Below are 13,184 nucleotides of genomic sequence, written 5' to 3' on the forward strand. Positions count from 1 at the left end.
TAGCCGGACCGCACACCGGGCTGGAGATGCAGTGAAACGCATAGGCTTTCTCTCCTTCGGGCACTGGTCTCCGGCGCACGGATCAGTGGTGCGCAGTGCCTCCGATGCCCTGCTGCAGACCATCGAGCTGGCCGTGGCCGCCGAAGAGCTCGGAGCGGACGGCGCATTCGTGCGCGTGCACCACTTCGCGCCTCAGCTGGCGTCCCCGTTCCCGCTGCTCGCGGCGATGGGCGCGCGCACGTCTCGCATCGAGCTCGGCACCGCGGTGATCGACATGCGGTACGAGAACCCGCTGTACGCGGCAGAGTCCGCTGCCGCGGCCGACCTCATCGCCGGTGGCAGGCTGCAGCTCGGCATCAGCCGGGGTTCTCCCGAGACCGCAGACAAGGGCTACGAGTCGTTCGGCTTCATTCCCGCCGAGGACCAATCGGATGCCGACATGGCGCGTTCGCACACGGAGCTCTTCCGCGCGGCGATCGCAGGCGCGGGTCTCGTCTATTCGAACCCGCAGATGACCGGTCAGCGGGTGCCGCTCGCGATCGAGCCGCGCTCGGAGACGCTTCCCGATCGCATCTGGTGGGGCGCTGGCAGCCGCGCCACCGCCGTGTGGACGGCCGAGCAGGGCATGAATCTCATGAGCTCGACGCTGCTCACCGAAGACACCGGCGCGCCGCTGTCGGAGCTGCAGGCGGAGCAGCTACGACTCTTCCGTGACACGTGGAAGCAAGCAGGGCACGAGCGTGAACCGCGGGTTTCGGTGTCGCGGAGCATCCTGCCGATCATCGATGACGAGACGCAACGCTACTTCGGGTTGCGCGCGCAGGCCGATGCACACGACCAGGTCGGCTACATCGGCGACGAGCTCGCCCGGTTCGGACGCAGCTACATCGGCGAGCCCGACGTCATCGCAGAGGAACTGGCGCAGGATGCCGCCGTGCAGGAAGCCGACACGATCCTCGTCACCGTGCCCAACCAGCTCGGTGTGGACTTCAATGCGGGGGTGCTCGAGTCGATCGTGCGCGACATCAGACCGGCGCTGGGCTGAGCACGGGCACCTTCTCTCCCACACCGATTCTGAGAGTCTTCGACGCTGTCGTTGACCCTCACACGGTGTCAGACTCCAACGTTGGAGGCGTCATGTTGTCCATCGGAGAGTTCGCGTCGATCGGAAGGGTATCCGTACGGATGCTCCGCCACTACGACCGGATCGGCCTGCTGCGTCCCGCACGGGTCGATGCGCTCACGGGATATCGCGCGTACGCCGCCACGCAGTTGACACTGCTCAGCCGGGTCGTGGAGCTCAAGGGTCTAGGACTCACACTCGAGCAGGTCTCGCATGTGGTCTGGGGCGACGTGGACGACGGCGAGGTCGAACGGATGCTGGAATCCGCTCGCACGGAGCTTCAGTCCACCATCGCGGATGCCGAAGCGCGGTTGCGGCGCCTCGACGCGAGCCTCAAACGAATACGAGGAGAAACAGTCATGCCCAGCTCACAGACCATCACCGCCGAGGTGCGCTCCATCGAAGCGCAGCGGGTGGCCACGCTCACGCGCAAGGCGCCGGGATTCGGCCCCGCCAACGTCTCGCCCGTCATCGGGCCGATGTTTCCCGAGGCGGCCGACCTCATTCAGGCCGCAGGGATCCAGAAGTTCGGCCCCGCAGTCGCACTCTACGAGGCGGACGAATCCGGCGACGGAACGGGTGCGCTCGTGACCGCAGGCTTCGTGGTGCCCGACAACACGGCGTCGATCGACGGCCTCGACGTCGGAACCCTCCCGGGCATCGCCCAGGCCGCGGTGACGGTGCATCGCGGCGAAGTCGCCGGAATCGGAGAGTCGTGGAACGCGCTCATCGAGTGGGCGCGTGAACACGGCTACGAACTGGACGGCATCTGCCGCGAGGTCTACTGGACGCCCGGCGACCGCCCCCAGTCGGAGTGGGTGACCGATCTCATCCAGCCCGTACGTCTACTCTGAGGCTCGTGCCACGACAGCAGCGCCGTTTCCCTTCTCGGCACGCTGTTGCCTGTGCCTCCGTCGTGGCGGCGATCGTCGCCTGCTCTCTGGGCGGATGCGCCACAGCTCATCCCGCACCCGTAAGGTCGGCGTCTCCCCGTCCATCGTCTGCAGCGACTGCCGCACTCACATCCACTCCCAATGCAACGCCGACCGCCGGCGCGCCCGTGTCCGCGCTGGCGGTCGGCGACTGCCTGACGAACCCGGCCGGATCCGACCAGGTGGAAGACGTCCAATTCCTGGTGGTGCCGTGTTCTCTCCCGCACTCATCGGAGGTGATCGGGCTGCCGTCGCTCGAGGGCGACGCCTATCCCGGAGACGACTCGGTGTCGGCTCAGGCGGATGACACGTGCAGCTCTGCGTTCACCGCCTACGTCGGCGTGAGCATCTACGACACGACCGCGATCGACGTGAGCGCCTACACGCCGGGCCAGACGGACTGGGCAGCCGGGCGTCACACCGTGGTCTGTGTGGCCTTCTCCCCCGCCGGAGACACCATCGGAACCGTCAAGGGGATCGGAGCAGCGGCACCTCAGCCCGCGCCGTAACCGACGGGCGCCACCAGGTCAACGTCGTGTCGCCCGCGACATCGCCGGCCGGCACCCAATCGCTCCGCTGGCGGCGTTCCGCCTCACGCCGCGACCGGTTGTATCTCTAGCGAAGCCAGCAGGGCCACGGAGTCTGCGCCGGCCATGCCCGGTGCTGCGGTGAACAACACGACTCTGAGATCCGATCCGTGCACAGTGAGCACGTCACAGTCGAGATCGAGCCGACCGAGCTCGGGATGCTCGATCGTCTTGTGCGTGTCGTGCACCGTCTCGACAAGGTCGGCACTCCACAGTTCACCGAATCGCGGGTCCGTGGCACGGAGGGCCGTGATCAACCGGTGCACGCGCGGATCGTCGGGAAATCGGGCGGATGTAACGCGCAGGTCCGACACGTACGCCCTGAGGTAGTCGTCGCCTTCCCCTGGCCGGCGACGCACCCGGGTAGGCGCGTCGGTGAGGTGCCGGTCTGGGAATCGTGCCGTGGTAGTCGCTCCTGTCTGTCGCCCTGTGCCGCCCCTCACTGGCCGGCCGAGTTCGTTCGCTGTCGTTCCGGCTCGTCCGGTGCCTCCTGCTCGCTCAGCCGGCGCCAGACGTCGGCCAGCCTGGACAGGTCGTCGGAGTCGAGCCGGTCGAAGAACAGCTGGCGAAGTTGGGCGTACTGCTTGCGCCAGGCCTTGCGCAGCAGCGAGCGGCCCTGGCTCGTCAGGACCGCCTCACTTCCCCGGCCGTCCGCCGCCGAGCGGCGGCGTTCGATCAGGCCGCGCCGTTCCAGGCGATCGGCCAGCCGGGTGAATCCACCGGTGGACATCAGCCGGCGGGCGGCGAGATCGGACATCCGCATTCCGCTCGGCCCCGCCTCACCGAGCAGCGCAAGCACGCTGTACTCCGCCATGCTCACATCGAGAGCGGAGAGCCCGGCCTCCAAGGCACGCCACAACCGGTCATGGGTGAGCAGGAATCCCCGCCAGGCGGCATCCTCCAGCTCGCTCATCTTCTCCGTTGTCATATGCGGAACTCTAACGTCCTGCTTCGGCGGCACCGACGCGATCATTGACCGCATTTTCGGCCGACGCGACCAGGGAATAGAGCGGGCGTAACGTCAGTTATCTGCCTGCGCAGGCACCTATATTGCCAATCGATACCGCGAGTCGGTGCAGGAGAGAGGTCAGCGATGAGTTTCGAGATCGGGATCATGACGTTCGGCGAAGTGACCAAGGATCCACGGACAGGGCGGCTGCCGTCGCCGCGGGAACGGGTTCTGCAGACGATCGAGCAGGCACAGCTGGCCGATCAGGTCGGACTGGACGTATTCGGCATCGGTGAGCACCACCGCAGCGACTTCGTGGGATCCGCGCCGACGATTCTGCTTGCCGCGGCGGCCCAGGCGACCCGGAACATCCGGCTGACCAGTTCGGTGACCGTGCTCAGTTCGGAGGATCCGGTGCGCGTCTGGGAGCAGTTCGCCACCATCGATCTGCTTTCGGCCGGTCGAGCCGAGATCATCGCCGGACGCGGCTCGTACACCGAGTCGTTCCCGCTGTTCGGTTATGACCTGGCGGATTACGCCGACCTCTTCAGGGAGAAGCTGGATCTGCTGCTGAGGATCCGCGAACAGAACCCGCTGAGCTGGTCCGGAAAATTCCGGGCGCCGTTGGTCGATGCGGACATCGCCCCACGCGCCGACGGCGCATCGATCCCGATCTGGGTCGGGGTCGGCGGTTCTCCCGCATCGGCCATCAGCACCGGGCGGCTCGGGCTGCCGATCGCTCTGGCGCAGCTTCTGGGACCGATCACGCTGCATGAGCAGACGGTCGAGCTGTATAGAGCGGCTGCCGAGCAAGCCGGCCACGATGTCACGTTGATGCCCATCAGCATCAACACGCACGGTTACGTGGGCGGCACCAGTCAGGAAGCCCGGGACACCATGTACCCCTACTTCGCGCAAGGGATGGCGGAGAACAACCACCAGCGCGGAGCGGGCATGCTGATCCCGCGCGCGGCGTTCGAGGCTCAGGCGACCCCGGGATCGGGGCTGCTGGTCGGGAGTACCGACGAAGTTATCGACAAACTCCTGACCTATCACCGCCTGTACGGGGTCAGCCGAGCCATTGTCCAGATCGGGTTCGGCGGTATGCCTCAGGAACAGCACCTCGCCGCGATCGAGCGGCTCGGCACCCAAGTTGCGCCGGTGGTCCGCCGCGAGGTGCGTGCGGTCACGGAGCGTGCGGCATGAGCACGGCACTTGTGGGCGGTTCGCCTGCTGCGCCATCGCGCTCCGGTCAATCCCGGATGCTGCGCGTGGTGGTGATCAACGGCAGCCCACACGAGAACTCCAAGACGATGGGCCTGGTCGACGTCGTGCTGGCCACGCTGGAAGACCTGCTCCCGATTTCCGCACACCGGATCGACATCTACCGCCTCGGCACCGGACTTACCGCGGCCAGCGAACGCGAGGAAGTCGCACCAGGCATCGAGGCCGAGCTTCAGGCGGCCGAATCGGCCGACCTGCTGATCGCAGCCACGCCGATCTATCGCGGCTCCTACACGGGTCTGTTCAAGCACTTCTTCGATCTCATCGACCAATACGCGCTGGCCAACAAGCTCGTTCTGTTGGCCGCAACCGGCGGGAGCGACCACCACGCCCTCGCGTTGGAACACGCGCTGCGCCCACTGTTCGGCTTCTTCCAGGCAATGACCATCCCCGTCGCGATCTTCGCCTCCGCCGGCGACTTCGACGGCACCACCGTGCTCAACCCCCGCGTCTACGGCCGGATCGAAATGGCCCTCACGGATGTCAAGGACCTGCTGTCCAGCCGTGAAACCGGCGTGCGACCCAGCACGGCGGCCAACGGCGCGAACGAGAAGCCCGGCACGGCGCGTACCTCCGCCGTGCCACAACCCTGAGGAGGATCCTTGAGTAGACAACAACGACGCGTGCTCGATGCCGAACTACGGTCACATCCACAGCCGTCCGGACCGGTGCCGGTGGAGGACATGCGCGCGGCGTTCGCCGCCCTCATGGCCAACTTCCCCGTACCCGACGGGATCCGGCAGACACCCACCGTGCTCGGCAATCGACCAACCGTCCTTGTCGAGGCCGCCGAAGCAGACGGTGGCGCAGCCCAGCCGGGTACGATTCTGTACTTCCACGGCGGCTCGTTCTCGTTGGGGTCACCGGAGACCGCAATGGTCCTCACTGCCCACCTCGTGAAACGGACGGGCGTGCGCGCCATTTCGCTGGACTACCGACTCGCCCCCGAGCACCCGTTCCCGGCCGCGATCGAAGACTGCGTGGCGGCCTACCGAGACCTGCTCGCCAATGGCCATGAGCCGGACAGCATCGTGTTCGCCGGCGACTCCGCCGGCGGAGGCCTGACGGTCACGACCTGCCTTGCAGCGCGAGATGCCGGCCTGCCGATGCCGGCAGCGCTGCTCGCCTTCTCCCCGGGACTCGACCACACCCACGCCGGGGCTTCGATGACGACCAAGGAAGGCATCGACCCCATCTTCACTCCGGCCGCGTTGGCCCGCACCGGCGACATCTACCTCGCCGGTCAAGACCCCCACCAACCACTGCTTGCGCCCGCCGTCCTCGCCGACCTCGCCGGCTTCCCGCCCATCCTCCTGCAGGTCGGCACCAACGAGCTGCTGCTCGACGACGCAGTGCGCCTGGCCGGACGAGCCCGTGATGCCGAGGTCGACGTCATCCTCGACGTCGTCGCAGGGGTCCCACACGTCTTCCCAGTCTTTGTCGACGCCATCGACGAAGCCGGCCAGGCGCTCGATCGGGCCGCGCTCTTCCTGACCCAGCACCTTCCCTTTCCGTTACGACTGGGACCACCCCGACCTGGCCAGCAATGACCATCTGATCTTTTCCAAGGGCCATGCGTCGCCGTTGTTGTACGCGGTCCATAAGGCCGCCGGCGTCATCAGCGGCATCGATACCGACAGCATCGTCGAAGCGGCCCGCTGCACGAAGTAGTCACGCCTCACACACGGCACTCTCGTCAGGAGGAATCTCATGTCGAATACCACTTCGGCCAAAGGCAGGCGCACGCGGCCGCCCCGACGTGACGCGGCGCGCACCCCAGTTCCAACCGCGCACGGCTCAGCCGTCGGATTCTGGATGGTCGCCAGCGGCTTCGCAATCATCGTCGGCTTCTCCGCCGTGCCGACACCGTTGTACGGGCTGTACGCCGCCCGCGACGGATTCGGTCCGCTGATGATCACGGTCGTCTACGCGACGTATGTGATCGGTGTCGCGGCAGGACTGCTGGGCGCAGGACACATCTCCGACTGGTACGGCCGGCGGCGCGTGCTGATCCCGGCTCTTGCGACGGCCGCCATCTCGGCCGTGCTGTTCCTCGTCTGGCGTGACCTGCCCGGTCTGATGGTCGCACGTCTCGTCGGCGGACTCGCCGTAGGTGTCACCGGTTCGACCGCGACCGCCTGGCTGAGCGAACTACACGCGGCCGGGCATCCCGAAGCGAACAGCCGCCGTGCCGAGATCGTCGCTACGGTCTTCAATTTCGGTGGCATCGGCGTGGGTGCGCTGATCGCCGGCACCCTGGCGCAGTGGGTCAGGATGCCGTTGACCGTGCCCTACCTGGTATTCCTCACCCTGATGGCTGCCGCCGTCGTCGCACTCGCTCTCACCCCGGAGACGAGCATCGTTGCCGCGGCCGATCGGCCGCCTTACCGGCCCCAGCGGATGCGAGCCCCCGCGCACGGGCGCGGCAGGTTTTACGCGGCTCTGACCGGAGCCTTCATCTCGACGGCAGCCATCGGATTCTTCACATCCCTTGCACCCAGCTTTCTCGCCGGCCCATTCGGCCAGCCCTTCGTTGCTCTGGCGGGAACGCTCGTTCTCGTCGTCGCTGCCGCGGCCGCAATCGCTCCGATCACTCTCGTGGGCGCTCGGCAAGGCATCCAAGCCGGAATCGGCGCGGCGAGCATGAGCGCCGGTACGGTCGCCATCGTCATCGCCGTCGAGTTGCCCAGCCCGAGCCTGTGGCTGTTCCTGTGTGGCGGAGCTCTCATCGGTATCGGTGGCGGCACCTACTTCCGGAGCGCACTGACCGGAGCGCTGGCCTTGAGTGACCGCAGCAGCCGTGCCGGCACCCTCGCGTCGGTATATCTAGCCAGTTACGTCGGTCAAGCCGTCCCGGTCGTCGGGCTCGGTGTGCTCATGCAGAACATCGCGGCCGGCACGTCGTTATTGATCTTCGGCGTGCTCCTCATCGCTGGCGTCGCCGCCAGCGCGCGGTCGATGATCCAGGGGCACGCGGGCTCCGGGCCGCAACGCGCGCCCGCCGGGAAGGGAAAGTGAGTCTGGTGACGCAAACCACGGATTGGAGTGTTCAGAACATGTCGCGCTACCGCAACAAGCGCGCAGCCGTTATCGGTGGCACCAGCGGAATGGGTCTCGCCACCGCCCGTCTGATGCAGAACGAGGGCGCGGCTGTTCTCGTGACCGGACGCACAGCCGGCATCATCGACGCCGCTCGCAGGGTACTCGGTGAGGATGCGATCGTGCTGCGCAGCGACGTCACCAGCCATGCGGATATCGACGAGCTTGCACAGCAGGTCCGCGACCACTACGGCGAACTCGATGCACTCTTTTTCAGCGCCGGAATCAACCTCAGCTCCTCAATCCAGAACACCGGCCGGGAGACCTACGACGAGGTCTTCGACCTCAACACCAAGGGCGCGTACTTCACCTTGCAACAGCTCGCCCCGGTGATGCGCCGGGGCGGCGGCATCGTGATCGCCACCTCGGTTTCCGACGTCAAGGGCCTGCCGGACAATAGCGTGTACGCGGCAAGCAAGGCCGCCTTGCGCTCGATGACACGCACGTTCGCGCGCGAACTACTGCCAGGCGGCGTACGGGTCAACGCTGTCAGCCCCGGGCCGATCGACACCGGCATCCTCGACCGGTCGATTCCGCCTGAGGCAGCGGAAGCCCTCAAAAGCCCTCATGATCAGCAACAATCCGATGGGGCGTTTCGGAAGACCGGATGAAGTCGCGAGAGCGGTCGCCTTCCTCGCGTTCGACGCCACCTTCACTACCGGCGCCGAGCTCACCGTCGACGGCGGAGTCTCCCAGCTGGTCTGATCCGAGTTGTCGCTTTTCACGGCAGACAGCCAAGACGCGCGTGTGCCCGCTGCGCCCTGCGCGGGGGCCGGTCACGTTTCTCGGCGGTCTTCACAGACCCCGTCGAGTGGAGAAAGACCGAGCCCCGGAGTTCGGTTGAACTCCGGGGTTCTTGGTGGATCTGAGGGGACTCGAACCCCTGACCCCCTGCATGCCATGCAGGTGCGCTACCAGCTGCGCCACAGACCCGCGATTCGCCGTTCCGACGTGCGGAGCAACCTGATTAGAGTACTACATCGCCGTGACGGGTACGAATCGGATGCCCGTCACGCCTCCCGCGCGACCGGCAGGTGGAACGGCACCGTCGGGCAGTCCTTCCAGAGCCGCTCCAGAGAGTAGAACGACCGGTCCTCTTGGTGGAACACGTGCACCACCAGATCGCCGAAGTCGAGCAGGATCCATCGCCCTTCGGAGCGGCCTTCGCGCCGCAAGGTTCGTGCTCCTGCCTCGTTCAGCCGGTCCTCTACTTCTGCGGCGATGGCGATCACATTGCGCTCGGAATTGCCCGACGCGAGCAGGAACACGTCGACCAGGGGCAGCGGCCCCGAGACGTCGAGGGCGACGAGATCGGTCGCCGCCTTGGAGTCTGCGGCCTCCGCCGCGAGTTGGAGCAGTTCGCGCGAGAGCGCGGACGCGGTCATACGGATATCACCTCGTGGGGTCGGAAGTAGCAGGAGTCACTGACGAAGCGACCTGCAGAGAACTGTACAGACTTGGCCGGGCTGTGCGGCTCGAGCATATGCAGATCAGAAGGCATGGAAGGCGAAGCCGGCGACCAGCAAGGCTGCGACGCCGATCGCGAGGAAGGCGGCTGTCACGGCCAGCACCACGGGAAGCTTGTTCCCGCGTGCCTTCGGCGGAGTGATCATGCCTCGCGTCGAGGTGTGGGTCGCGACGGCCTTGCTCGCACGTACCGGGGCGACACCGGATGTGGCCGGCGCGGCGTCCGATTCCTCGAACAAGCGGTCGATGTCGGACGAGTCGAAGTGGTCAGGGTGCTGCCCCGTCGCACCCAACGACTTGGGAAGATCGATCGAGCCGGTGACGATCACCTCGCCGGTGCTCGTCAGCGGTGAGGTCGCGAGACCGGCCGAGGGGATCGAGGGCAAGATCAATGCGTTCGCGGTGGTCACGCTTCCGGTCGACACGGCGGACCGCGGAGTCCCATCGGTCGCGTTCTCATCGTCCATCGTGGACCAATGGCCCGCAGCCCTGGCCCGCAGCTGTGGATCGGTTGCCGGACCCGTTGTCTCCACGGCTCGATCGGTTGCGGCGGGTGTTGCGCCGGCCGGTGCCGCGCCGTCCGGGGCCGGAGCCTGCGGCCGACCGCCGACAGCCTCGGGAATCACAATCGGTGACACGGATGACGTGCCGCGGGCTGCGGCAGGCGTCGACACGGCGCTGATCGGAGTGCGCGGGTCTGACTCGTCTGGCCGCAACGGCGCTGCCGGCGGAACCACCCGGTGCGTCGTCTCTTCAGCATGCTCGGTCGCGGTCGCCGACTGTGCTGGCGGCCCTGGCTCTGTGGCTGTGCCGGGCTGCGCTGCCTCATTCGCGGCTTGAGCCTGCAGCATTGCGCGCAGTTCGCGACGAGTGAGCGGATGGCCGTCCACCGGCGACACCGTCGGCAGCGGCGGCTCGGGCTGCTGGACAGCCGATTCCTTCGAGTCCGAGGAGGACCGGGCGTCCGCCGGGGATGCCGGAACGTACGACAGCGGTGACGCCTGCGACGGGAGCGGAGCGGACGAGCCCGGCGCCTGGCCCGATGAGGAGGAAGGGTCGGTGGCGAACGCGACGGTGGCAGGGGCGCGGTCGTCTGCGGGTGCGGCTCCGTTCGGTCCACCGGCATGAGAAGCGGCCAGGAGGCTGTCGAACGAGAGGTCTTCGTAACGGGGCGTGCGCGGTCGAAGCGGCGGAGCATCCGTGGGAGCAGCATTCTGCTGCGCCTCCGCGTCGCGCTGTGCCGAGGCGAACGAATAGGGCGTGGCCACGTCCGGAACTTCACCTGCGGTCGTGGGTGTGACGGTGACGGCGCGACGTGAGACAGGAACCGGTTGCTGCTCCGGGGAAGCCGAGCCGACTTCGCGCTCAGCGGCGCGTTGACTCTCTCTAGCCTGTCGCCGCGTCTGTGGCGGCTGGTCTGGCCACGACGTCATGCCACACTCCGATAAAGGTGATGCTTGGAGATGTACTGGACAACTCCATCGGGTACGAGGTACCAGACAGGGAACCCCCTGCTGACACGGTCCCTACAGTCGGTCGACGAGATGGCCAATGCCGGAACCTCCAACAAGCTTACGTCGCCGTTGGGTAGACCCGTCACTTCCAACAGATGTCCCGGTCGACTCACAGCGACGAAATGGGCCAGTTTCCACAGCTCTTCGACGTCTCGCCAGCTGAGGATCTGCGCGATCGCGTCTGCCCCGGTGATGAAGTAGAGGTCGGTGTCGGGGCGCGACTCCTGCAGATCGCGCAGCGTGTCGATGGTGTAAGTGGGGCCGGCTCTGTCGATGTCCACCCGGCTCACCGTGAAGCGCGGGTTGGATGCCGTGGCGATCACGGTCATCAGATACCGATGCTCCGGCTCGGTCACATGCCCCTTCTGCCACGGCTCACCGGTCGGGACGAAGATGACCTCATCGAGATCGAAGGACTGCGCCACCTCGCTCGCGGCGACCAGGTGGCCGTGGTGGATCGGGTCGAACGTGCCGCCCATGACGCCGACGCGCCGGCGACGTTCTCCCGACGGCGTTGTGGTCGCTGACGGCCGCATGGACGCGCTGGGTCAGTGATCCTGCGCCGACGGATGACCCTGCCCGTGATGGTAAGCACCGGGCGCGCCCGCGTGCTGCGCGGCATCCGCTTCCGCCTTGTGGCTGTGACGGTTGGCGACGTCGCGGTAGGTCCAGGTCACGAAGGCCAGAGCGGCGAACACGCACAGCACGACGACGCCGAGCACCCACGGCTCCACACCGAACACGGCCGGCTTGCCGGCCTCGGTTACGACTGCTGCTGCGAACGACATGCGACTCTTTCCTCTCGTGGCGAATGCCCGATACCCCAGTCTATAGGCGACCGAGGTGAGCGAAGGGCGAGCTTGCCCGGTTTTCCGAACCGAGAGCCTGTGAGGGACGAAGTCCCGCTACTCGCGCACCTGGCCGCTTCCGCGCACGACCCACTTCGTGCTCGTCAGTTCGGGAAGGCCCATCGGACCTCGGGCGTGCAGCTTCTGTGTCGAAATGCCCACCTCGGCGCCGAACCCGAACTCGCCACCGTCGGTGAAGCGAGTCGACGCATTCACCATCACGACAGCGGAATCCACCTCGGCGAGGAACCGCTCCGCGTTCGCGAGGTCGTCCGTGATGATCGACTCCGTGTGCTGCGTGGAATAGCGCCGGATGTGCGCGATCGCCTCGTCGAGCGAGTCAACGACGCCTACAGAGACATCGAGACTCATGTGTTCCGTAGCCCAGTCCTCCTCGGTGACCGGCACCGAATCCGGGAAGATGGCGCGGGCACGCGCATCCGCGTGCACCGTCACGCCCTCCTGACGCAACGCCTGCAGCACGGGAGGAAGAAGGCGCGATGCCGCGCCGCTGTGCACCAGAACGGTCTCGACAGCGTTGCACACGCTCGGTCGCTGCACCTTCGCGTTGCGCACGATGTCGACGGCCCAGCCCTCGTTCGCGCTCTCGTCGAGCACGATGTGCACGACACCGGCCCCGGTCTCGATGACGGGGACGGTGGACGACTCAACGACCGTGCGGATGAGTTCGGCACTGCCGCGCGGGACGAGCACGTCGACGAGTCCCCTGGCCTGCATGAGGCGGGTGCCGCCCTCGCGGCCGAACTCGTCAACCGTCTGCACCGCGTGCGACGGGATGCCTGCGCCGGCGATCGCCTCTTGGATCAGCTCCACGAGAACGCGGTTGCTGGACTCGGCCGCACGGCCACCGCGCAGCACGACGGCATTGCCGCTCTTCAGCGCGAGGGCCGCGATGTCGACCGTGACATTCGGCCGGGCCTCGTAGATCGCGCCCACGACGCCGAACGGCACGCGCACCTGCTGGATCGAGACCCCGTTCGGCAGGCGACTGCCTCGCACCGACGTTCCTACGGGGTCGGGCAGCGCCACGACGTCGCGCACAGCTCCGGCAAGGGCGGCGATACGGCGCTCGTCCAGCGTCAATCGGTCGAGCAGCCCGTCGGAGAGCCCGTTCTCACGGCCACGGACGAGATCGTCGGCGTTCGCCCGGATGATGCTGCTCTCGTTGTCGATCAGCGCTCGTGCGATCCGCTCGAGCGCATCGTTCTTCTGCGCGGTGGTCGATGTCGCCAGCGGTACGGACGCCGCCTTCGCGTCCTCCAGCTTTCGTACGAAGGAGGGCGCATCCGTCGCCACGGGTACGGATTCGAGGATGCTGGGGGCCATCGCACGAGTTTATCCGGCTGGACTCAACGCGCCG

The 13,184-nt window shown here is 66.9% G+C and carries 16 protein-coding genes and 1 tRNA gene; 9 read left to right on the forward strand and 8 right to left on the reverse strand.

Annotated elements, in window-relative coordinates; genetic code table 11:
* Positions 1-31: 31 nt before the first annotated feature.
* The 3 genes from ACYVII_RS01160 (at position 32) to ACYVII_RS01170 (ending at position 2,564) form a co-directional block, all read left to right on the forward strand.
* Positions 32-1,045, forward strand: a complete 1,014-nt coding sequence (locus tag ACYVII_RS01160) for an LLM class flavin-dependent oxidoreductase (RefSeq protein WP_460529696.1) — start codon at positions 32-34, stop codon at positions 1,043-1,045.
* A 92-nt stretch (positions 1,046-1,137) separates the two neighbouring features.
* Complete coding sequence (locus ACYVII_RS01165; protein WP_460529699.1) at positions 1,138-1,977, forward strand: MerR family transcriptional regulator; 840 nt, start codon at positions 1,138-1,140, stop codon at positions 1,975-1,977.
* A 206-nt stretch (positions 1,978-2,183) separates the two neighbouring features.
* Complete coding sequence (locus ACYVII_RS01170; RefSeq protein ID WP_460529702.1) at positions 2,184-2,564, forward strand: septum formation family protein; 381 nt, start codon at positions 2,184-2,186, stop codon at positions 2,562-2,564.
* 83 nt (positions 2,565-2,647) lie between these two features.
* Here ACYVII_RS01170 and ACYVII_RS01175 read toward each other — a convergent pair whose 3' ends face one another.
* Both ACYVII_RS01175 and ACYVII_RS01180 read right to left on the reverse strand, forming a co-directional pair.
* Positions 2,648-3,085, reverse strand: coding sequence for an MmyB family transcriptional regulator (locus ACYVII_RS01175; RefSeq protein ID WP_460529705.1), 438 nt, complete (start codon positions 3,083-3,085; stop codon positions 2,648-2,650).
* The gene (locus ACYVII_RS01180) at positions 3,082-3,570 is read right to left on the reverse strand and encodes a MarR family winged helix-turn-helix transcriptional regulator (protein ID WP_460529708.1); all 489 of its coding nucleotides are present in this window, start codon (positions 3,568-3,570) and stop codon (positions 3,082-3,084) included. Before ACYVII_RS01180 ends, ACYVII_RS01175 begins: the two co-directional genes overlap by 4 nt.
* A gap of 165 nt (positions 3,571-3,735) precedes the next feature.
* Here ACYVII_RS01180 and ACYVII_RS01185 point away from each other — a divergent pair, with 165 nt between their 5' ends.
* The 6 genes from ACYVII_RS01185 (at position 3,736) to ACYVII_RS01210 (ending at position 8,679) form a co-directional block, all read left to right on the forward strand.
* Positions 3,736-4,797 carry an LLM class oxidoreductase gene (locus ACYVII_RS01185; protein WP_460529711.1) on the forward strand — a complete coding sequence of 354 codons (1,062 nt, stop codon included), beginning with the start codon at positions 3,736-3,738 and terminating at the stop codon, positions 4,795-4,797.
* Between the two features lie 56 nt (positions 4,798-4,853).
* Positions 4,854-5,468 carry an NAD(P)H-dependent oxidoreductase gene (locus tag ACYVII_RS01190; protein ID WP_460529714.1) on the forward strand — a complete coding sequence of 205 codons (615 nt, stop codon included), beginning with the start codon at positions 4,854-4,856 and terminating at the stop codon, positions 5,466-5,468.
* A gap of 9 nt (positions 5,469-5,477) precedes the next feature.
* Positions 5,478-6,425 carry an alpha/beta hydrolase gene (locus ACYVII_RS01195; protein WP_460529717.1) on the forward strand — a complete coding sequence of 316 codons (948 nt, stop codon included), beginning with the start codon at positions 5,478-5,480 and terminating at the stop codon, positions 6,423-6,425.
* Between the two features lie 160 nt (positions 6,426-6,585).
* Positions 6,586-7,893, forward strand: a complete 1,308-nt coding sequence (locus tag ACYVII_RS01200) for an MFS transporter (RefSeq protein ID WP_460529720.1) — start codon at positions 6,586-6,588, stop codon at positions 7,891-7,893.
* A 5-nt stretch (positions 7,894-7,898) separates the two neighbouring features.
* The gene (locus tag ACYVII_RS01205; protein WP_460529723.1) at positions 7,899-8,585 is read left to right on the forward strand and encodes an SDR family oxidoreductase; all 687 of its coding nucleotides are present in this window, start codon (positions 7,899-7,901) and stop codon (positions 8,583-8,585) included.
* Entirely contained in the window at positions 8,560-8,679 is a 120-nt protein-coding gene (locus tag ACYVII_RS01210) for an SDR family oxidoreductase (RefSeq protein WP_460529726.1), read from the forward strand. The genes ACYVII_RS01205 and ACYVII_RS01210 overlap by 26 nt, the downstream gene beginning before the upstream one ends.
* 152 nt (positions 8,680-8,831) lie before the next feature.
* Here ACYVII_RS01210 and ACYVII_RS01215 read toward each other — a convergent pair.
* The 6 genes from ACYVII_RS01215 to ACYVII_RS01240 form a co-directional block, all read right to left on the reverse strand.
* Positions 8,832-8,907 (reverse strand) — tRNA-Ala (locus tag ACYVII_RS01215).
* 77 nt (positions 8,908-8,984) lie between these two features.
* The gene (rsfS, locus tag ACYVII_RS01220) at positions 8,985-9,359 is read right to left on the reverse strand and encodes an RsfS/YbeB/iojap family protein (RefSeq protein WP_460529729.1); all 375 of its coding nucleotides are present in this window, start codon (positions 9,357-9,359) and stop codon (positions 8,985-8,987) included.
* Positions 9,360-9,464: 105 nt separating this feature from the next.
* The gene (locus ACYVII_RS01225; protein WP_460529732.1) at positions 9,465-10,709 is read right to left on the reverse strand and encodes a hypothetical protein; all 1,245 of its coding nucleotides are present in this window, start codon (positions 10,707-10,709) and stop codon (positions 9,465-9,467) included.
* Positions 10,710-10,870: 161 nt separating this feature from the next.
* Positions 10,871-11,491 carry a nicotinate-nucleotide adenylyltransferase gene (gene nadD, locus ACYVII_RS01230; RefSeq protein ID WP_460529735.1) on the reverse strand — a complete coding sequence of 207 codons (621 nt, stop codon included), beginning with the start codon at positions 11,489-11,491 and terminating at the stop codon, positions 10,871-10,873.
* A gap of 12 nt (positions 11,492-11,503) precedes the next feature.
* Complete coding sequence (locus tag ACYVII_RS01235; RefSeq protein WP_460529738.1) at positions 11,504-11,743, reverse strand: hypothetical protein; 240 nt, start codon at positions 11,741-11,743, stop codon at positions 11,504-11,506.
* Positions 11,744-11,860: 117 nt separating this feature from the next.
* Positions 11,861-13,150, reverse strand: a complete 1,290-nt coding sequence (locus ACYVII_RS01240) for a gamma-glutamyl-phosphate reductase (protein WP_460529741.1) — start codon at positions 13,148-13,150, stop codon at positions 11,861-11,863.
* Between the last annotated feature and the right edge of the window lie 34 nt (positions 13,151-13,184).

The organism is Humibacter ginsengiterrae (genome assembly GCF_054780115.1).